We start from the raw sequence: 19352 nt of genomic DNA, 5'->3' as shown, positions 1-19352 counted from the left end.
AAAGAAAGGCTAACTTGCGCCCAATCAGCACATGGATCAGCAGAACCCGATAACTGTATCGGATCTGCTGTTAAAATGTTCATTAAATCAAAGGCATCAGATGAAACTATCGCATCTAAAAGTAGGGGAAAAAGGGACAATAGTGGCCTTCACAGATCTTGACATGTCGGTTAAACTCATGGAAATGGGTTGTTTGCCTGGCGAAGTTGTGGAGGTGGAACGTTTTGCTCCACTTGGTGATCCAATGGCGATTCGTGTGGCAGGTTATCAGCTTTGTTTACGTAAAAGCGAAGCTGAGGTAATTATCATACAATAAATAAGCTGGTTTGGATATTAAAGTCGCATTAGTTGGTAATCCCAATACAGGTAAGTCTACCCTTTTTAATCGTTTAACAGGGTTAAATCAGAAAATAGGAAATTTCCCGGGTATTACTGTCGATAAAAAGACAGGCTATATGAAGCTTGTTAATGGCAAGGACGCTGAAATAATTGATTTACCCGGAACTTATAGTCTCTATCCGAAAAGCAGTGATGAAAGTATCGTTTTTCAGGTATTGGCTGATGAACAGAACAGCAGTCACCCCGATCTTATTGTCCTGGTTGTAGATGCATCAAACCTGAAGCGCAACATGCTGTTATACTCGCAGGTTGCCGATCTTGGAATTCCGATGATACTGGCCTTGAATATGATCGACCTGGCAGAGAAACAGGGCATAGAAGTTGATCTGGATAAGTTAGCCGGGAAGCTGGGCGTTCAGGTGGTATCTATATCTGCCAGAAATAACACCGGCATGGATACCTTGAAACAAGCCATTTGTAACGCCAATAAAATTGCTACCCAGTTTCAGGATGTTGATGTAAGCAGCTTAGCACCCGCTGCAATTAACGCCATTAAATCAAAGCTGAATTCAGATAATGATTATTATGCCTTACAGGTTTTGCATCAGCATGAATATCTGACATTCTTTACGGATCAGGAACAGCAGGAAATTGAGGATATTGAGCAGTCGCATCACTTTGAATCCTCAAAGATTCAGGCTGCAGAAACCATAGCCCGTTATAAACACCTTTCTTCCATACTGTCGGGTGTGGTATCGGATAGTGGAACAGCCAAGAAGTTTGTATTCAGTGATAAGCTGGATGGTGTTTTAACCCACAAAATCTGGGGTTTTGCCATATTTTTACTCATTCTCTTTGTTATATTTAACGCCATTTTTGCCTGGTCATCCTATCCTATGGATCTGATAGAAAGCAGCTTTGGTTACATTACCAATCTGGGTCACGAATATCTGCCTGCAGGTATGCTAACGGATTTAGTTCTGGATGGAGTGATCGCCGGGTTAGGGGGAATCTTCGTATTTATTCCCCAGATCGCCATATTGTTTGCATTTATTTCCATCCTGGAAGATACCGGTTATATGGCTCGGGTGACCTTCATGATGGATAAAATCATGAGTAAAGTTGGCCTGAGCGGGAAGTCGGTTGTTCCGATGATTGGTGGTTTAGCTTGTGCAGTACCTTCCATTATGGCTGCCCGTAACATCGAAAACTGGAAAGACAGGATGATTACCATCATGGTAACGCCACTGGTGAGCTGTTCGGCGCGGTTGCCTGTTTATATCCTCATCATTTCATTAATTATTCCTTCTGAAAACGTTTGGGGTATATTTAACATGCAGGGGCTGGCCCTGATGGTGATGTATCTGGTGGGCGTAATTGCTGCAGTTCTCGTCGCCTGGATAATGAAGTTCATCATTAAAACCAAAGAGCGTGCCTATTTTATTATGGAGCTTCCTGTTTACCGCATGCCACGCTGGAAGAACGTTTTTTATACCATGTACGAGAAGTCGAAAACTTTTGTTTTCGAGGCTGGTAAGGTCATCATTGCGATATCCATTATCCTCTGGGTGATGGCATCTTTCGGACCCGGAAACCGTTTTGAAAATATTGAAAAGAAATACGAAAGTGCATTAGCCGACACCACCAGGAACACAGACCATATCAATACTCTGATTGCTACTGAAAAATTAGAAAACTCCTATGTAGGTATACTGGGTCAGTGGATCGAGCCTGCCATTCGCCCTTTGGGCTACGACTGGAAAATCGGGATTGGTTTAATTACCTCATTTGCTGCCCGTGAAGCCTTTGTAGGCACCATGGCGACCATTTATAGCGTTGATGGTGGTGATGAAGACACCTCAACCATCCGCGAGCGCATGTCGGCCTCTGTTCACTCAGGAACAGGCTTACCGGTGTATACGTTCGCAACAGGAATATCACTGATGTTGTTTTATGCTTTTGCTATGCAATGCATGAGTACGGTAGCCATTGTATACCGGGAGACCAAAGGTTGGAAATGGCCTGTTATCCAGATCGTTTACATGACAGCCATGGCCTACTTCTCCGCATTAATTGCATATCAGTTATTGAAGTAGGCATCATAGCATCATTTGTGAATTCCTTAAGGATTTATTTAGCCCAGCTCAATTTGCCTTTTAATGCTTTCTTCCAGAGAAATTAAGGTTTCTGTGCGTTGAATTCCGTTTACCGCCTGAATCTCTTCATTGAGTACATGGCGAAGGTGATTGGTATCGCGACAGATAATTTTAGCAAACATGCTGTATGATCCGGTGGTATAATGCAACTCAACCACTTCTTTGATTTTGTTTAACTGGGCAACAGCATCTTTATATTGAATCCCTTTTTCTAAGTAGATACCCAGGAAAGCGCAGATATCATAACCTGCTTTTTGGGGGTCAATAATCAAATGCGAACCTTTAATGATACCCATTTCCTGCAGTTTCTTCATTCTAACGTGTATTGTACCGCCCGAAACAATCAAATCTTTTGCTATTTCTGTATAGGGTTTTGTGGCATCCTGCATCAATTGCTTTAATATATCGATATCCAGGTTGTCAATTTCTAAATTGGAATTGTCTTTTTTCAGCATATTTTTGAATTATGATAAGCGAATTTACGAATATTTATCAATATTATAAAAATAAAATTAAATGTTTAAAATATTTGCAAGGTATTTATAGTTCCTTTACATTTGTATCAAGCAATTAACAAAAAGGGAACGTTCTTTAACAGATTTGCTTAACATACTGTAGGGTGGTGAAACAGGCAGACACACCTCCTTGTCTCGGTGGCGGAGAATAATGGGAATACCAGCAATGGCTAACCACTCCTTGGAGGTTCGATTCCTTCCCCTACAGCCATTGCAGTTGACAATGTACGTTTTAATTTTAAATGAAAACTGATTGTAAACTGTTAATTTGAAATGTTGGGTGGTGAAATTGGCAGACACGCCTCCTTGTCTCGGTGGTGGGGAATAATGGGACAAACGCAGTTTATTGGGTTGACCACAAATTAATTTTTTGAACTGTAGCTAACTACCCCTTGAAGGTTCGACTCCTTCCCCAACAGCATTTTTTATGAATAATAAGTTAGTTAATTGAGCAATCCTGGATAGGTTGCTCTTTTTATTTTCAGGCCATTTTGCGGAAACAGAAATGTTTAAAAATGAGAAAGCCCCATATCTCTATGAGGCTAAAATGAATGTCTTATAAGTATCCACCGATAAAACTAAACCAAACAAACTATATACTAAACGCAAGCCGGTTTGAATTGTTTTTAATTTTTTTAAAAAAATTAAATATTCTTAGTTTCAGTACATAACCATCTTTTTTGCAGGTATTTCCTGAGTGGTTGATCTACCCATATCATCATCAGATAGGCGATTAGCGCCAGGAGGATTACGGAAATAGCCACAATCAGCACCAGGTCGTTACCTTTTGGTTTATAGGTATTGTAATAATTTCCGAATATCCATAATGCTCCATAATGCGTCATATAAAGCGGATAGGAAATTTTACCAATCAGGTTGCAGCATTTTTTTATACCTTCCGATACATCCGTACCTGCTCCAAGTGCAACCAGAAACGGAAAGTAAAGGAACACCACCAGCGTTTCCGTAATCCAGCTGATTGAAATAAACGGCATGATAAAGGCAAGGAATAAAAGGATGGCTGGTACAATAAAGCCCAGTTTGTTTTTGATGATCCATGACGAACGGTATACTAATAACCCGGCCAGGAAAGAATAAAAAATTCTGGCTCCACCTTCCCAGAAGGTAGCACCACTCCAGCCACCCATCAGTGAGCCCGTAGTGTAGCTTACGTAAAACAGGACTATTGTTGCGATGATGAACAGACCGGTCAGGTATTTTCTGGACAAGCGGCAAAGAATAAAAGCATATAAAATATTGGCAATATACTCCCAGAAAAGAGACCATGACGGGGCGTTTAATCCAAATAGATTAAATGCACGGTCTTCCATCACAGGAAAAGGAATCAATAATAATGAACTGATAAAAAGGATTATGATCCGGCCGAGGCCATAACCTGAAGCTGCAGTAGAAAAAGGATCAAATAAAAATGTCAAAAGCCCTAAAACTGATCCAACAACTACCAGCGGATGCAGCCTGATGACCCTCGCTTTGAAAAATTCTGTTATTCCAAGCTTTTCCATTCTGTTGTCATAAGCGTACCCGATTACAAAGCCCGAGAGACAGAAAAAGAAATCTACACCCAGAAAACCATGGCCAATGAAGTTTTGTGTCCAGTCGGTAAAAATAATTTCCATAAAATGGAAGATGACAACAGACAAGGCCGCTACACCACGTAAACCATCAAGAACGGCAAAGTGTTGCCTCGTATCATTGGTGCGATAGGAGATCGTGTTCATCAGTAGGTTGAGCCGTTTTATGGCTTTACGGCAAGGATAAAAAAAATGCAAAGATTATTTGAGGAATGGAGTATTGTTGTTACAAACCAAAATCAAGCAGGGTCAAGATGATATTTCAAAAGTTTTACTATATAAAAAGCCTTTCTTTTGGAAAGGCTTCTTTGTTTTAATCTAAATCGTCCCGTTGATTCAATTATAACGATCTAAAAGTAAGTGTTTTATATTCTTATTCAAAGTAAAAGGTAAAAATACCCTGGCCTTTGTATCAGTAATTCTAATTTAAACTATACTCCATCACCACCCGATCAGGGATTATCTTTTCTGTAAAAAAATATCCAAACCGAAATATCCCAACAGGCGACTGATCTTTTTTTCAAAAGTATAAGATCTCTATTCAGGTTTTTACCCGCATCTGCTACATTCCGGATTTATTTCATTTGCCTTCCCATTGGCCAGGTTTCCCCGAATGTTAGAAATTAATTTTTTCGTTTCAACTATTTTCCGCTATCCAAATACTGAGATGCACCTGGAGCTGACAATTCTTCTTTGCACCAGCGTTTATTTCATGAGGCACATTGCTTTTATACTTCCCCATAAATCAACAAGAGATTACCCATTCCTTACCCAAAGCTTAAACAATGCACGACTGGGTAACCACTGGGTGAGCACTGGGTAAGCACTGGGTAAGCACTGGGTAAAAACAAACGTGAAATACCTGTTCCCCTCTTGGAAAACAGGTTCAATTTTGCCCTGGATTTTTAAGCAGTTGAATTAAGATATGAACTTTAGAAACACTCGACTTCCCAGAAGCGCAACCATTTTTGATTGGGGTCTAATTTGATAATACCTTCCTTGTGGCGGAGGTCCTGATTGTGATTCACACTGTCGGCAACCCCACACCATGGTTCGAGACAAACAAATGGTGCATCCTTTGCTGCCCAGATGCCAAAGAAAGGAAAATCCTCAAAATGGAAATGTAAGCCAAAGTCATTTTTACTATTCAGCAAGCTGATGCAGTTACTTTGCAGTGTTTTAAAAACCAAAGCATCATTATAAAAGAGTTCATGCCTAAGTTCAAGTTTATGACCGTTGAGCTCGATGTTGCTTGTGGTATCAGCTACCAGGCCATCGTTAAGTTCCCAATAGGTTAACTTATCATCGCTGTTAAAGGCTAGATAATAATCGCTATAGGTCGTGTCAGGTGTATTAGGTACCCCAAATGCAGGGTGGGCTCCAAGAGAAAATAATAGCTCATCGGTCCCGTTATTGATTACTTCATAAGTTAAATTGAGCTTCCGGTCAATTAACCGGTATCTCAGTTGTAACTCAAAGTAAAAGGGATAAATCTTTAAAGTATCTTCCGATTGGGATAAGGTAAAGACTGCTTCGGATTGGTTTATTTTTTCAACGTCAAAAACATGATCCCTGGCAAAACCATGCCTTGGCAATGCATAGTTTTTCCCATTATAAATAAAGCTGTCGTTCTTTAAAGAGCCCACAATAGGGAATAATACTGGACTGTGTTTTCCCCAGTATTTAGAATCGGCATTCCACAGGTATTCGATATTTGTTTCCTTGCTAAAAAGGCCTTGTAGTTCGGCGCCTTTGGCAGCCAGATTTACCCTTAAGTAATCGTTTTCGATGGTGATCATGAGGTGCTAAAAATAACAAATTCCATTTAAAACTCACCACGCTCTTCCCATATACAGGCAATATTGATAATAGTTTGCACGGCTTTTTCCATATCCTGTACACTTACCCATTCCTGTTTACTGTGAAAGGCATGTTCGCCAGCGAAGATGTTTGGGCAGGGCAAGCCCATAAAAGATAATCTTGAGCCATCGGTTCCGCCGCGGATACTTTGTTTTTTGGCTATAACACCTGCCCGCTCAATTGCCTCCACTCCGTATTCCACAATTTTGGGATACTGATCCAGTATTTGTTTCATGTTTCGGTATTGCGGGGAAATCTTAAGCTCATAAGTCGAGCCTGGATAATTTGCCATTACTGTTTCTACCGTGCTTTTGAGATGATCTCCATGGGCCCTCAGTTTTTCATCTGTAAAATCCCTGATAATGAAATGTGCTTCAGCCTGCTCCACTTGCCCCGAAATACTCACAGGGTGGATAAAGCCTTCCTTTTGACTGGTGGTTTCAGGGCTTAAGGTATCTTTCGGGAGTGTATCTATGACTTCAGAAATAATTTTAATGGCACTTTCCATTTTTCCTTTGGCAAAGCCCGGGTGTGTGCTTACCCCATGGATGATCAGGGATGCGCCATCGGCAGAGAAGGTTTCATCTTCAATTGAGCCTAAGGTTTCGCCGTCAATGGTATAGCCAAAATCAGCACCAAGTTTCTGCAAATTTACCTGATCTACGCCGCGACCAATTTCTTCATCGGGCGTAAAAAGCACCTTGATTGTACCATGTTTTACCTCCGGGTTTTCCATGAAAAACCTGGCCGCTTCCATAATCTCAGCCAGGCCAGCCTTATTGTCTGCACCCAGTAATGTGGTGCCACTTGCTGTAATGATATCGTTTCCGATTTGATACTGCAGGTCTTTATGTTCAGACAATTTTAGAACAATTTTGTTGTCATCCGGAAGGATGATATCGTGGCCTTGATAATTGTCATGAATAATCGGTTTAACATTTTCCCCGCTGCAATCAGGAGAGGTATCCATATGGGAGCAGAAAAATATAACCGGTAATTTTTTATCGCTGTTAGCGGGAATTGTACCATATACATAGCCGTTATTGTTCATTTCTGCATCAGATATGCCCATTTCCTGTAATTCCTGAACTAAAACCCTCCCCAGATTTTTCTGTTTTTCTGTAGATGGACAAGTTGGCGATTGAGGATCAGACTGTGTGTCGATCTTCGCATATTTTATAAAACGCTGCGCTAAAGAGTTGTTAAAACTGGTGTATTTGTTCATAATTCAAAGGTAAAAGTTATAGATATTGAATAAACATATTATTTTTGTTAAAAAAACGATATGATATTAAGCCGTTTGAAAAAGTCTTTCCTACCCGTGACCTTCATTTTCGTTGCCAATTTCACGTTTGCGCAATCTAACTATTTTAAATATTCATATGGATTTGGCGGCGGAATAAATAAATCCTATACCGACGTTTACGAAGGAAGTATAGGCTATACCACTTATGGTGTATTTGAGTACAATTTAACCCCCTATGTTACGCTTGGCCTGGATGGTCAGTACGGAATGGTTCAGGGCGGGGACATTCATACAGATCCTTACAACAGGCAGTTTATTACGAAATATACCAGCGTTACCTTTAATGCCAAGGTGATGATGGGCGAGTATGTGTATTACGATAAAAGTGAGTTTTTATATAATTTAAGAGGGTTATATTTTGGTTTAGGCGTGGGCTTCATCAACAACAAAGTAACCGATGTAGTGAGGCAGAGGCCAAGTTTTTCTAATGATCCGGGCTATACCTTTCCTGGTAAAGATAAAAGTGTTAATCTGCATGTACCCATTAACGTGGGTTTCAATTATTTTATCACGGATGGCTATGGTTACCAGCGCTATATCATTAACATAAATGCCCAGGCAAACTATACTTTTGGAGAAGGACTGGATGGTTATGATGACCCCAGCAATAAGTTCAAGAACTACTCGCCTGATATCTTCAATGCTTATACGATAGGGTTCAGATACATGTTTGGTACAATTAAAGCCTACCGTAAAACCCTTTAATCGTAAACTCAATTCTTATATTTACCGCATGAGAAATATTTTCATGCTGGGCCTGATTCTCTGCACGCTTCACGCTTTGTCGCAAGAAACACCATTTGAAAAGAGTGGGAAAACAGAAACTGCCACTTATGATGCAGCAATAAGCTATTATAAACAACTCGCTAAATCTTATCCAAAAGCAAAACTATTAAGCTATGGCACAACTGATTTTGGGAAGCCTTTGCACCTGTTGGTTCTATCGAACAGTCAGGTTTTTGATCCGGCCAGTCTCCGGAAAAGCAAAAAGAGCATTTTGCTGATCAATAACGGGATTCATCCCGGAGAGCCTGAAGGCATAGATGCATCGATGATGCTGGCCAGGGATTTATTAAAAGCCGACAAACTGCCTAAGGATGTAGTGATCTGTATTATCCCGCTTTATAATATCGACGGCAGTTTTAACCGAACCGCGACATCACGGGCAAACCAGAATGGTCCGGTGGCATATGGGTTCAGGGGCAATAGTAAAAATTTAGACCTCAACAGGGATTTTATCAAAACAGATTCAAAGAATTCCGCCACATTTCAACACATTTTCAATACCTGGCAGCCGGAAATATTTGTGGATACCCATACCAGTAATGGTGCCGACTATCAGTATGTAATGACGCTCATCCCGACGCAGAAAGATAAGTTAAATCCCATTCTCTCCGGATACCTTACCGAGACATTGGTTCCCGGTTTGTATGCCGCAATGGACAAGATGGGCTACCCGATGATTCCCTACGTAAATTCGATTGGCGAAACCCCTGAAACAGGAATCACTGGTTTTATCGAGTCGCCACGATATTCGACAGGCTACACGACCCTGCACAACACCATTGGATTTATGCCCGAAACGCACATGTTGAAATCTTACGATTTGCGTGTGGATGCAACCTATAAACTATTACAAAGCTATATTGATATCGTAGAACGCGATTCCAGATTGATTATCGCCAATAAACAGAAAGCCGATGAGGATGTGGCGAGGCAAAAGGACTTTCCTTTAGACTGGAAACTGAACAAGTCGGAGGTTAATGATATTTCTTTTAAAGGGTACGAAGACGGACAAAAACCCAGTGCGGTAAGCGGAGCAGATCGTTTGTATTACGACCGGACGAAACCCTATACTAAAAGCATTAAGGAATGGAATAAATTTGAACCGGGTATCACCATCCAAAAGCCTGTTGCCTACATTATTCCCAAGGCCTGGGATAAAGTGATAGATCTGTTGAAGCTCAACGATGTGAAGTTGTTTGAGTTGAAATCAGATTCGAAAATTCCGGTTGAAAGCTATTATATCATTGACCTGAAAACCGGTTCCAGGCCCTATGAGGGGCATTATCTGCATTCGGGCATAAAGCTGAGTCCTGTTTTACAAAGGCTGCAGTACTATGCCGGTGATTTTGTGGTTTATGTAAACCAATCTACCAACCGTTATATTGTGGAAACGCTGGAGCCCCGGGCAACAGATTCGTTTTTTAACTGGAACTTTTTCGATTCCATTCTGGATCAGAAAGAACATTATTCTGCTTATGTATTTGAAGATACAGCGGCTCAGTTACTTCAAAGCAATCCCGGTTTGAAAGCCCGGTTGGAAGCAAAGAAATCCACAGATAAAGAATTTGCCGGAAATGGTGCTGCTCAGCTTGATTTTGTCTATAAAAATTCTGATTATTACGAAAAAACACACAACAGATATCCGGTTGCACGTTTGTTAACAGATGTGAAACTCGATTTAAAATAAACCCATGGAATACTTCAATATTGCTCCTGTAGCCTCACTGATTTTTGTTTTTACTATAGTAACCAGTTTATACGCGTTTTACGATCAATCGCTTTATGGCAAGTTTATGCTGCATCCTTTCACGGTTTCGAGAGGCCGCAATGTATGGACAATCATTACCAGTGGGCTGATTCATAAAGACTGGATGCACCTTTTCTTCAACATGTTCACTTTTGTGGCTTTTGCCTTTACGCTGGAAAGGTTGCTGGGTAGCTGGCAATTCGGACTGTTATATTTTCTTTCTTTAATATTGAGTGATTTGCCTACGATTTTCAGACACAGGGAAAACTTTAATTATAATAGCCTCGGCGCATCGGGTGCCATCAGTGCGGTGCTTTTTAGCTTCGTCCTATTTAGTCCGATGACTAAACTCTACATCATGTTCATTCCGATAGGGATACCTGCTGTTGTTTTCGGCTTTCTTTATCTGATTTATTGTGCCTATGCCTCCCGCAACTCACGAGACGGTATCAATCATGATGCTCACTTTTTTGGGGCATTAACAGGATTGATATTTACCATCATCTTTGTGCCTGGTATTTTGCAGAATTTTATTGCTGCCATAATGAACGGGCGATAGTTATCCTGCGGCAGGCAGGCAAGGGTTTTCGAAAAAGCTCATCGGGTTTTCGGGATCTTTAATGATCTCGAACTTAACATAGCCCCATGGTTTCCAGAAGTTTTCCAACACCTGAGCGTAAACTTTGTGTTGCCAGACATCAAACAGCGGTTTGCTCATATTTCCTCGCAGCGGCATGGCCTCAATATAGGTAGTGCCTTCAACCGGCATAAAGGTATATTCGGGCAACCGGTTAAAGAGGTAGGCTGAATAGTAAAATCTGGCTGTAAGTTCCTCAAACTGTTCGGCGGTAAGCGCTTTTCCTGCAATCTCTTCAATGATCTGATGATGATAACGCTTATTGGTTCCGTTGTCTTGCAGGCAGGCAACAATACCAAAATCTTTAAACTTTAGTGAAAAGGTCAGTGTATTGATTTCATCGCGGAAGCTAAAAGGGGTTTCTGTATTTTCCAGTTTTACTACTGTGATAGACCAGGGGGTAAATTGCTCAAATTCGATACTGGTATAGAGGCTTTGCAGCATGAAATTCAGGTTGGCAAATTTCATCATCAGAGATTGCGACATGTTTAGTCCGTCGGCTGTCATTTCATTTCGTAAGGCAGAATGCATTTCGATATACACAAAGCCATATAGAAATTTCCCGATCCAGTTGAAAAGATCACGCTCAGGCAACGCAGCAACCGCTGCATAACCTTTAGCGAAGGCCTGCTCCATCTTTTCTTCCAGCGGGTTGATAAACTGCTCATTCACTTCGCTATTCACCGGAATCACAAGTGTATTGTAGGAACGGATACTTTCATCCAGAAACTGAATCTGCTCTTCGCCGGTTAAACCAGATTGCTCCAGCAGCCATTTTGGTATCAGCGGTGCCTGAATCACAGGAGTGTTAAAAGTACTGCCGCTTAAGAAGCATTTTTTGTATAAAAAATCAAACTTTTGGAAGGGATTGTATAAGCCGGTATTCATCGGTACAATATTAGCTATTATATTTTTAGGGCAGGTTAAGCATGATTTATTTTAACGCTGGGATTACCGAAGGAATTATTGTGGCGATAGCCTAAGCTATTTTGAATCCCTGCAGCGAGATCAAAACGCTGCGGGGATTGCTAGGCTGTCTGATTTTAATAATTGTTGTAGAAGTAGCCTATCTGGTCGACCAGCTGACTGTAAATAGGCTTTGTGAATTCCAGGAACAACACATTTGGTGGCGGCGGCAGGGATTCTTTTCTTCTGGTGAGTACCAGCTGATTTTTATCTAAAGCACGGTCGTCGCCTTTGTAGCTGGCCCAGCTATCCCTCCATACATAGGTTCCCGGAAACTTTTGCTGGCGGATAACTTTTTTGCTCTGCCAATCCATGATGGTCATATCCAATAATCCGGAGGAAGAGATATTTTTATCAAATATGCTCAGCGTTGCTTTCACTGTTCCATAAATGGGTTTACGCTCGCGTGTTTCGCCAATCACCACACTGTCGCGTTTGATTTTTTCAACCCTTTCTTTCACGTAGGTCTGGCCAACAACAAAATCGTCGAAATTCAGGCTCAGTACCTGGTCCGGAACAATTTTCTGATCGGTTGCCTGGTCTTCGGAATAAAAAATCACAAATTTGTTTCTGGAATAGTTGCCTATAAAACCATCAATCTGCTGCTGGAAGTAGTCGGCACTTAATTTATAAGGCCCTCTGTTTACCAGGATAGGTTGCACCACCACGCGCGTTACAGCCGCCCAATAGGCCTCATCCAATTTAGCTTTTACATCTTTGTAATTGGGTTGCAGGTTTTGGACTTTTTCAAATTCATAATAAGCTTTTTTAGCCGATAACCGTGTGTTTTCATTCAGGAAGCCTGTTCCCGAACTATATCTTGCCGCCGCAGCATTGTACCTGCTATCCGCAACTTCTTTTATATATTTCGCCGGATTGGGTACAATGATTAAGCACGCGGGGCAGGTATTGATATCATCGGCCAGCTGGTTGAGTTTTTGATAATCGTACATGATCTGCTCCCATCTGAATAAATCGTTGGATAATTTAGCTTCATCTATTTTGCGAAGGTGATCCTGAATGGCAAACTCGTAAGCAGTTTTTAAAACCTGCTGGGCTTCTGCATTTTTTGGTGAATTTTGTAAACGGCTTACGGCTTTGGCTACAGAAGCATCATAATCTCCTTTTTGCAAAGCATTTTTACCCGTGGTACACCCGGCTAAAATGATGTAGCATAAATAAAGAAAGTACCGGAGTTTTGAAATCGTTTTCATGGCTGAGCGAATTTATTCAAGGGATGAATATAGTGCAATTTATTCATTCATTGATTGGTTTTAACTGTACTTTTGCAAGGCTATCACCACCTTGATTTTATTATTAGACGATCAGATATGAAAATTAGTTGCAAGCCTTTTGAATTGATTCTAAAACATCCTTTTTCAATTTCAAAGTTTACCAGAACGAGTACGCCTTTAATACTGCTGAAAATTCAATATGAAGATGTAATTGGTTATGGGGAAGCATCTATGGTTCCATATATGGGCGAGAGCTACGAAAGCGCTGCAGCCTTTATAGGCAATGTGGATTTAAGCCCTTTTAAATATCCTTTCAATTTTGATGAGATCATCAGTTATCTGGACACTGTTGCGCCAGGCCAGCCAGCTATAAAAGCCGCCATAGATATTGCGCTGAACGATATTAATGGAAAAATACAGCGCAAACCATGTTATGAAATTTACGGTGCTGACCTTGCAAAAATGCCTGTTACTTCCTATACCATAGGCATAGACACGCCTGAAGTGATCAGGGAAAAACTGAAGGATGCTGCAGACTTCAAAGTAATAAAGGTAAAGCTGGGTAGGGATAACGACCGTGAAATTATCCAAACCATCAGGAGCATGACCAATGTACCTTTATATGTTGATGCAAATCAAGGCTGGAGCGACCGCATCAAGGCGATAGACCTGATTTACTGGTTGCATGATCAGGGAGTGGTTTTGATAGAGCAGCCTATGGATAAAAATGATCTGGATGGGAATGCCTGGCTTACACATCGCAGTCCGGTTCCCTTACTCGCAGATGAGGCCGTGCAGCGTTTGGGCGATATGGAGCGCTTGAAAGGTGCTTATCATGGGATTAACATTAAGCTGATGAAAAGCTGTGGGATGTATGAGGGAAATCAAATGATACTAAAAGCCCGTTCCTTTGGTATGAAAGTGTTGATTGGCTGTATGAGTGAAACGAGCTGCGCAACGCTGGCGGCTGCGGCGCTGGCGCCATTATGTAACTGGGCAGATTTGGACGGGCCCTGGTTAACCATCAATAACCCTTTTGCCAATCCTGTTTTTGAGAATGGTAAGTATATTCTGAATGACAGCCCCGGTTTAGGGCTCGAAGGGATTACTTCGGATCTTTTCCTTTAAAAGATTTCCTGATGTCTTTGGTAAGCTGATATTTAAAATAAAATAAACAGCAGGCTACACCAATTAAAAAACCTCCGGGAAGGTATTTAGCATTGTTATAACACCAGACTACCCCTAGCACAGAAAGGATGATGGCGAGGTTATAAAAGATATTTAAAGCGAATTTTTTACCCAAAACTTTTAATTGAATTTAGAATGGTGGAGTGGAGAATGGATTGAATTTTGAATGATTGATTGAGTGAATGGATTTCTACATTCACTCAATCAAAATTCACTCCTTCAAAGTTAGTACACTGGCATGTTCGGATCAAAAGCCTCCTGCCACGCCAAAATTCCACCTTTTAAGTTATATAAATTGTCGTAGCCATACTGTGCTTCTAATTGCATCACAGCAGCAGCACTTCTTTTACCACTACGGCACTGAATAATTACGGGTTTGTCTTTTGAAACTTTATCAGCCTCAATTAAAATTCCACCTAATGGAATATTCTCTCCATCCAGGTTAGAAACTTCATATTCGAATGTTTCACGAACATCGATTAATTGAAAATCTTCTTTATTGTCGATTTTCTCTTTTAGTTCTTGTACCGATATCTCTTTCATTTTGATCTTTTGTGTTTATGCAAATATAGGAAAATCAAGTTTACGGAAATGATCAAAAAAAAGACATATAATTTCGCGTTAAACTGTAACAACTTTAATGCTTAGGCGTTTAACTATAAATTCTTAAAATGGACAAACTTAACCGTTTTTTCTGGTTTTGTTCTGGCGCACATATCCCTACACTGGAAAAGTATCCTACAGAGCAGAATAAATATACCGGCATTGGCGCTACCATCTTTTTTACAGGTTTATTTGCTGCCCTTTCGGGTGGATATGCCATGTATTTCGTTTTTAAGGGCGACGATCTGGCTGTAATATTTGCCATTGTTTTCGGCTTTTTATGGGGTGCCGCTATATTTAACATGGACCGCTACATTGTATCGAGCATTAATAAAAGTGCCAGTACCAATAAGCAGCTTTTGCAGGCTACGCCACGTATTCTACTGGCAATTATGATTGGTATGGTGATCTCCAGGCCAATTGAGCTCAAGATTTTTGATAAGGAAATTAAGGAACGCCTGAAGGTGAGCTATCTGAACGGACAGCGGGCAAAAATTGATACTTTAAATAAGGCCTTTGAAAACAAATACCAAGTTGAATTTGGGCGTTTAAACCAACAGAAAGCCACGCGCGACTCCCTGGAAAAGGGAATAAAGGCTGACAGACAAAAACTTAACTTTGAGATATTCGGCAATAAAACGACTGAAACCTCAGGCGTAATGGGCTATGGACCTTATGCCAAACGTAAGGAAGCAGAAATTAAGCAACGCGAAACGGAGCTCGATTCATTAAAAGCCAGTATTGCCAAATCAGAGAACTTTGTTGATAATCGCAAGGAATTTGATGGCCTGTTTAATGAAAAGTTGTATACCAAAAAACAGCTCGACAGCCTTGCCGATGTGGCGGGGTTTGCGGACCGCAACTGGGCGCTGGGTCAGTTGAAGTTTAACGTAGATGGCTCAAGTGATAACAATACGGCTACTGCGGTTACTTTTATCGGCCTGTTGTTTATTTTCTTCGAATGTTTACCGGTTTTCGTCAAGCTGATGAGTACCCGCGGACCATACGATTTTGCCCTATCTGATGGGGATGAGGTTTCGGTTTACCTGTCTAAAAAAGATAAGGATTTTCATTTTGAGGTTGCCGATCAAATCCACGGAACGAGGGTAGACTCGGAGTCAACCAAACAGAAAGAAATCATTAAAGGAAAGGCGTATCGCGATCTGGAACGCTATAACCGGGATGAAGAATAAGCGTAAGACAATTGCGGAGTGCCGGATGATGGAAATGTATCCTGATTTATTTGTAATTTTAGTTCCATGAAGAAATTTTTAGGCACCGCTTTATTCAGCGTGCTGTCATTCGCCTGCTTTGCTCAGGATGAAATTAGTTACACCGTCTCCTTTCCAAATGCCATCCACCACGAGGCTGAAATTACTATGGTGATACCGAGGGTGCCGGCAGGCCCTTTAAAAGTGAGGATGAGCCGCTCCTCTCCGGGGCGATATGCCACACACGAATTCGGGAAAAATGTATACAACTTTAAGGCATTTGACCCAAACGGTAAGGTTCTGGCCTTGAAGCAGCCAGCTGGCGACGTTTATGAAATTCCTGATCATGGCAGTACGGTCAAAGTGACTTACACTTTATTTGGCAATTGGATTGATGGCACCTATGCCGGTTTCGATGAAACCCATGCACATATGAATATCCCTGCCACATTTGCCTTTCCGCTTGGTTTGGATGCACGTGCGCGCCTGGTCAAGTTCAATTATGATGAAAAACAAAACTGGAAGGTAGCCACACAGCTTAAACCAATGGGCAACAATACTTTTTATGCGGCCAACCTCCAGTATTTTATGGATAGCCCCACAGAAATTGCTGATTATAAGACTGCGATCTGGGACGTTAAAAATAAGGATGGAAAAGTGCAGACCATTCATTTGATTACTCATTCCGATGATAGTCAGGAAACCATTAACCAATATGCAGAAATGCTGAAGAAAATGGTTGCAGAACATTACGCGGTATGGGGTGAATTTCCTGTTTACGATTATGGCCATTATTACTTTCTTGATGACGTGTATCCGGCAAATGCCGGAGACGGTATGGAACATCGCAATTCGACATCAATTGTTCAGCGAACACCTAAAATAGCAGGCTACGAAAGCAATTTGCTGGGCACCTTTTCTCACGAATATTTCCATAGCTGGAATGTAGAACGTTTGCGGCCGAAAACTTTGGAGCCCTTCAACTTTGAACACTCCAATATCAGTGATGAGCTTTGGCTGGCTGAAGGTTTTACACAGTATTATGGTGGTTTGTTATTAACGCGATCGGGCTTAAAGACGGTAGACAATGCGGTTCAGGCTTTCAACGGAATGGTAAATGCAGTGCTCAATTCACCCGGCGCCAACGGCTATTCTCCGATCCAGGCAAGCCGGTATGCTGTTTTCGCCGACGCAGGAGTTGCAATAGACCAGACCAATAAAAATAACATATTTCTTTCTTATTATACTTATGGTGCTGCCACTGCTTTAGCGCTTGATCTTCGGTTGCGCTCGGAATTCAAACTTACGCTCGATGATTACATGAGGGCGCTTTGGAAAGCATACGGCAAACCTGAAATCGCTTATACGGTACCCGACCTGGAAAAAACGCTTGGTGAATTAACAAAAAGTTCCGCTTTTGCGAAAGACTTTTTCGGCAGGTACATTTACGGTACGGAAAAAAACGACTATGCAAAATTATTGTTAAATGCGGGTTTCGTTTTGCGCAAAGCAAATCCGGGTAAAGCCTATACGGGCTTTGGTCGGGTAAGCGTTGAAGGTGGGAAAGTAAGTTTGCCGCAAAGTTTAGTGGGCTCTCCTGCTTACCAGGCAGGACTGGATGCTGATGATGTGATCCTAACAATAGGAGGCAAAGAAATTAAAGATCTGGCAAGCCTGAACGCTGCTTCAGCAGACTCCAAACCCGGCGACATTGTTGATGTTACTTATCTTTATCGTGGTGAATCAAAATCAACCAGGCTAACTTTTGCCGAAGACCCGGGGCTGGAAATCGTACCGATAGAGAAAACCGGAGGAACATTAACACCGGCTATGCAAAGTTTCAGGGATAATTGGTTAAACTCGCAAATAAAATCAAAATAACATACAACAATGAAAAAATTATTCCTATTTACGCTTGTCGGGATGGCGGGTTTGCAGCTGAGGGCGCAAAATATTGATAAAATCATCACTAGAGCATATACGGATCACCTGATTAAAACTTTAAGTGCTGATGACATGCAGGGACGCGCTACGTTTACACCCGGCATAGATAAGGCTGCAACTTTCATCGAATCGGAATTTCAGCAGATCGGTTTAAAACCTTTAACGGGCGAGAAGACTTTCCGTCAGACCTTTTACAAGTATCAGATTACGCCACAAAGCAGCAGTGTAAAAATTGATGGTCAGGCAATACCGGCCGAAAAGATTTTTGCTATCGGTGTAAATGCAGAGAAAGTAACGTTAAACCAGTCAAATACTGCTGTGATCAGGTTTGATCCGGAAAAGCCTTTTGTTGAACAGCTCCGGGCGGTAATGGGCTCGACTAAAAACCAATTGATTCTGGTAGATGAAAAGTTTACTGAATATTTTAACCGGTATAAGGGACGTTTTAACAGGGCCGGAACGGTTGATGCAAAAGATATGGAGCCTGGCAAGCAGGCTGTTCAGGTTTTCGTTTTAGGAACACCGTCTGCCACTGCTTTCAATGCAGAGTTTACTGCGGGCATCAAAAAAATGCCGCTTTTTAATGTTGCCGGAATGATTCCCGGTAAGTCGAAAGCAAAAGAGCTGGTGGTTTTCTCCGGTCACTATGATCACCTGGGTGTATTGAAAAGCGTAGAGGGAGATAGCATTGCAAATGGCGCCGACGATGATGCATCGGGTACTACGGCGATGATTGCCCTTGCCAGATATTATAAGGCACAAAAAAATAATGAACGTACACTGATTTTTGTTGCTTTCACTGCAGAGGAGATTGGTGGCTTTGGTGCCAAGTATTTTTCAGAAAAATTGAATCCCGATGAAGTTGTAGCGATGTTCAACATCGAAATGATTGGTAAAGATTCGAAATTTGGCAAGAATACAGCCTTTATAACAGGGTATGAAAGATCTGACTTCGGACAAATATTACAAAAGAATCTTGCCGGAACAGAATTCACTTTCCATCCGGATCCTTATCCTGAGCAAAACTTATTTTACAGAAGCGATAATGCGACATTAGCTGCCTTAGGTGTTCCTGCCCACACCATCAGCACCGATAAAATTGATATTGACAAATTATACCATACAGTTAAGGATGAATACAGTTCTTTAGATGTAGAGAATATTTTGTCAACCATAAAGGCTATTGCCAAGAGTGCAACTACTATTGTGAACGGCACCGATACGCCAACAAGAATCCCTAAGTTAAAGCCCTAGCAGATTAGGCTAA

At 41.3% G+C, this 19352-nt stretch carries 17 protein-coding genes and 2 tRNA genes; 11 read left to right on the top strand and 8 right to left on the bottom strand.

The window, feature by feature from the left end; translation table 11 throughout:
- The first annotated feature begins 100 nt into the window (after nucleotides 1-100).
- Nucleotides 101-316 (top strand): ferrous iron transport protein A, encoded by a 216-nt coding sequence (locus R2Q80_RS06140; protein ID WP_047800133.1) that lies wholly within the window; start codon nucleotides 101-103, stop codon nucleotides 314-316.
- Nucleotides 317-326: 10 nt separating this feature from the next.
- Nucleotides 327-2435 carry a ferrous iron transport protein B gene (feoB, locus tag R2Q80_RS06135; protein WP_316798754.1) on the top strand — a complete coding sequence of 703 codons (2109 nt, stop codon included), beginning with the start codon at nucleotides 327-329 and terminating at the stop codon, nucleotides 2433-2435.
- 38 nt (nucleotides 2436-2473) lie between these two features.
- Here the strand turns inward: feoB and R2Q80_RS06130 are convergent, their stop codons facing one another.
- Nucleotides 2474-2950: an Lrp/AsnC ligand binding domain-containing protein gene (locus R2Q80_RS06130; RefSeq protein WP_047800134.1), complete on the bottom strand. Its 477-nt coding sequence runs from the start codon at nucleotides 2948-2950 to the stop codon at nucleotides 2474-2476.
- Between the two features lie 158 nt (nucleotides 2951-3108).
- Here R2Q80_RS06130 and R2Q80_RS06125 point away from each other — a divergent pair.
- Both R2Q80_RS06125 and R2Q80_RS06120 read left to right on the top strand, forming a co-directional pair.
- Nucleotides 3109-3221: transfer RNA gene (locus R2Q80_RS06125), tRNA-Asp, on the top strand.
- 63 nt (nucleotides 3222-3284) lie between these two features.
- A tRNA-Asp gene (locus R2Q80_RS06120) sits at nucleotides 3285-3429 on the top strand.
- Between the two features lie 225 nt (nucleotides 3430-3654).
- Here R2Q80_RS06120 and R2Q80_RS06115 read toward each other — a convergent pair.
- The 3 genes from R2Q80_RS06115 to pepT form a co-directional block, all read right to left on the bottom strand.
- Nucleotides 3655-4749: an acyltransferase gene (locus R2Q80_RS06115; protein ID WP_316798753.1), complete on the bottom strand. Its 1095-nt coding sequence runs from the start codon at nucleotides 4747-4749 to the stop codon at nucleotides 3655-3657.
- Between the two features lie 785 nt (nucleotides 4750-5534).
- On the bottom strand, nucleotides 5535-6401 hold the full coding sequence (locus R2Q80_RS06110) for an aldose 1-epimerase family protein (RefSeq protein ID WP_316798752.1): 867 nt from the start codon (nucleotides 6399-6401) through the stop codon (nucleotides 5535-5537).
- A gap of 26 nt (nucleotides 6402-6427) precedes the next feature.
- Complete coding sequence (gene pepT, locus R2Q80_RS06105) at nucleotides 6428-7687, bottom strand: peptidase T (RefSeq protein ID WP_316798751.1); 1260 nt, start codon at nucleotides 7685-7687, stop codon at nucleotides 6428-6430.
- Nucleotides 7688-7747: 60 nt separating this feature from the next.
- Between pepT and R2Q80_RS06100 the strand changes: the two genes are divergently transcribed.
- From R2Q80_RS06100 to R2Q80_RS06090, 3 genes are read left to right on the top strand one after another with little or no spacing between them, the layout of a single operon-like run.
- Nucleotides 7748-8473, top strand: coding sequence for a hypothetical protein (locus R2Q80_RS06100; RefSeq protein ID WP_316798750.1), 726 nt, complete (start codon nucleotides 7748-7750; stop codon nucleotides 8471-8473).
- A gap of 28 nt (nucleotides 8474-8501) precedes the next feature.
- Nucleotides 8502-10241, top strand: coding sequence for a M14 family metallopeptidase (locus tag R2Q80_RS06095; RefSeq protein ID WP_316798749.1), 1740 nt, complete (start codon nucleotides 8502-8504; stop codon nucleotides 10239-10241).
- Between the two features lie 4 nt (nucleotides 10242-10245).
- Nucleotides 10246-10860: a rhomboid family intramembrane serine protease gene (locus R2Q80_RS06090; RefSeq protein WP_316798748.1), complete on the top strand. Its 615-nt coding sequence runs from the start codon at nucleotides 10246-10248 to the stop codon at nucleotides 10858-10860.
- Here the strand turns inward: R2Q80_RS06090 and R2Q80_RS06085 are convergent, their stop codons facing one another.
- On the bottom strand, nucleotides 10861-11826 hold the full coding sequence (locus tag R2Q80_RS06085; RefSeq protein WP_316798747.1) for a hypothetical protein: 966 nt from the start codon (nucleotides 11824-11826) through the stop codon (nucleotides 10861-10863). It abuts the gene before it with no gap.
- Between the two features lie 155 nt (nucleotides 11827-11981).
- Nucleotides 11982-13118, bottom strand: coding sequence for a hypothetical protein (locus tag R2Q80_RS06080; RefSeq protein ID WP_316798746.1), 1137 nt, complete (start codon nucleotides 13116-13118; stop codon nucleotides 11982-11984).
- A gap of 117 nt (nucleotides 13119-13235) precedes the next feature.
- Here R2Q80_RS06080 and R2Q80_RS06075 point away from each other — a divergent pair, with 117 nt between their 5' ends.
- Complete coding sequence (locus R2Q80_RS06075; RefSeq protein ID WP_316798745.1) at nucleotides 13236-14267, top strand: dipeptide epimerase; 1032 nt, start codon at nucleotides 13236-13238, stop codon at nucleotides 14265-14267.
- Here R2Q80_RS06075 and R2Q80_RS06070 read toward each other — a convergent pair.
- A complete protein-coding gene (locus R2Q80_RS06070) occupies nucleotides 14245-14442 on the bottom strand; it encodes a DUF6358 family protein (protein ID WP_047800144.1) in 198 nt (65 codons plus the stop codon). The genes R2Q80_RS06075 and R2Q80_RS06070 overlap by 23 nt on opposite strands.
- Before the next feature lie 110 nt (nucleotides 14443-14552).
- The gene (locus R2Q80_RS06065) at nucleotides 14553-14870 is read right to left on the bottom strand and encodes a rhodanese-like domain-containing protein (protein WP_047800145.1); all 318 of its coding nucleotides are present in this window, start codon (nucleotides 14868-14870) and stop codon (nucleotides 14553-14555) included.
- 128 nt (nucleotides 14871-14998) lie between these two features.
- On the opposite strand from R2Q80_RS06065, the gene R2Q80_RS06060 reads away from it, so the two are divergent.
- From R2Q80_RS06060 to R2Q80_RS06050, 3 genes are all read left to right on the top strand, one after another.
- Nucleotides 14999-16123, top strand: coding sequence for a DUF4407 domain-containing protein (locus R2Q80_RS06060; RefSeq protein WP_316798744.1), 1125 nt, complete (start codon nucleotides 14999-15001; stop codon nucleotides 16121-16123).
- Nucleotides 16124-16189: 66 nt separating this feature from the next.
- Nucleotides 16190-18022 carry a M61 family metallopeptidase gene (locus R2Q80_RS06055; protein WP_316798743.1) on the top strand — a complete coding sequence of 611 codons (1833 nt, stop codon included), beginning with the start codon at nucleotides 16190-16192 and terminating at the stop codon, nucleotides 18020-18022.
- Nucleotides 18023-18031: 9 nt separating this feature from the next.
- A complete protein-coding gene (locus R2Q80_RS06050) occupies nucleotides 18032-19339 on the top strand; it encodes a M20/M25/M40 family metallo-hydrolase (RefSeq protein WP_316798742.1) in 1308 nt (435 codons plus the stop codon).
- Nucleotides 19340-19352: the final 13 nt, after the last annotated feature.

Origin of the sequence: Pedobacter frigidisoli (assembly GCF_032678525.1) — a bacterium.
Classification (GTDB): Bacteria; Bacteroidota; Bacteroidia; order Sphingobacteriales; family Sphingobacteriaceae; genus Pedobacter; species Pedobacter frigidisoli_A.
The sequence above is the reverse complement of the archived record's forward strand: the minus strand, read 5'-3'. Positions and strand labels throughout refer to the sequence as shown.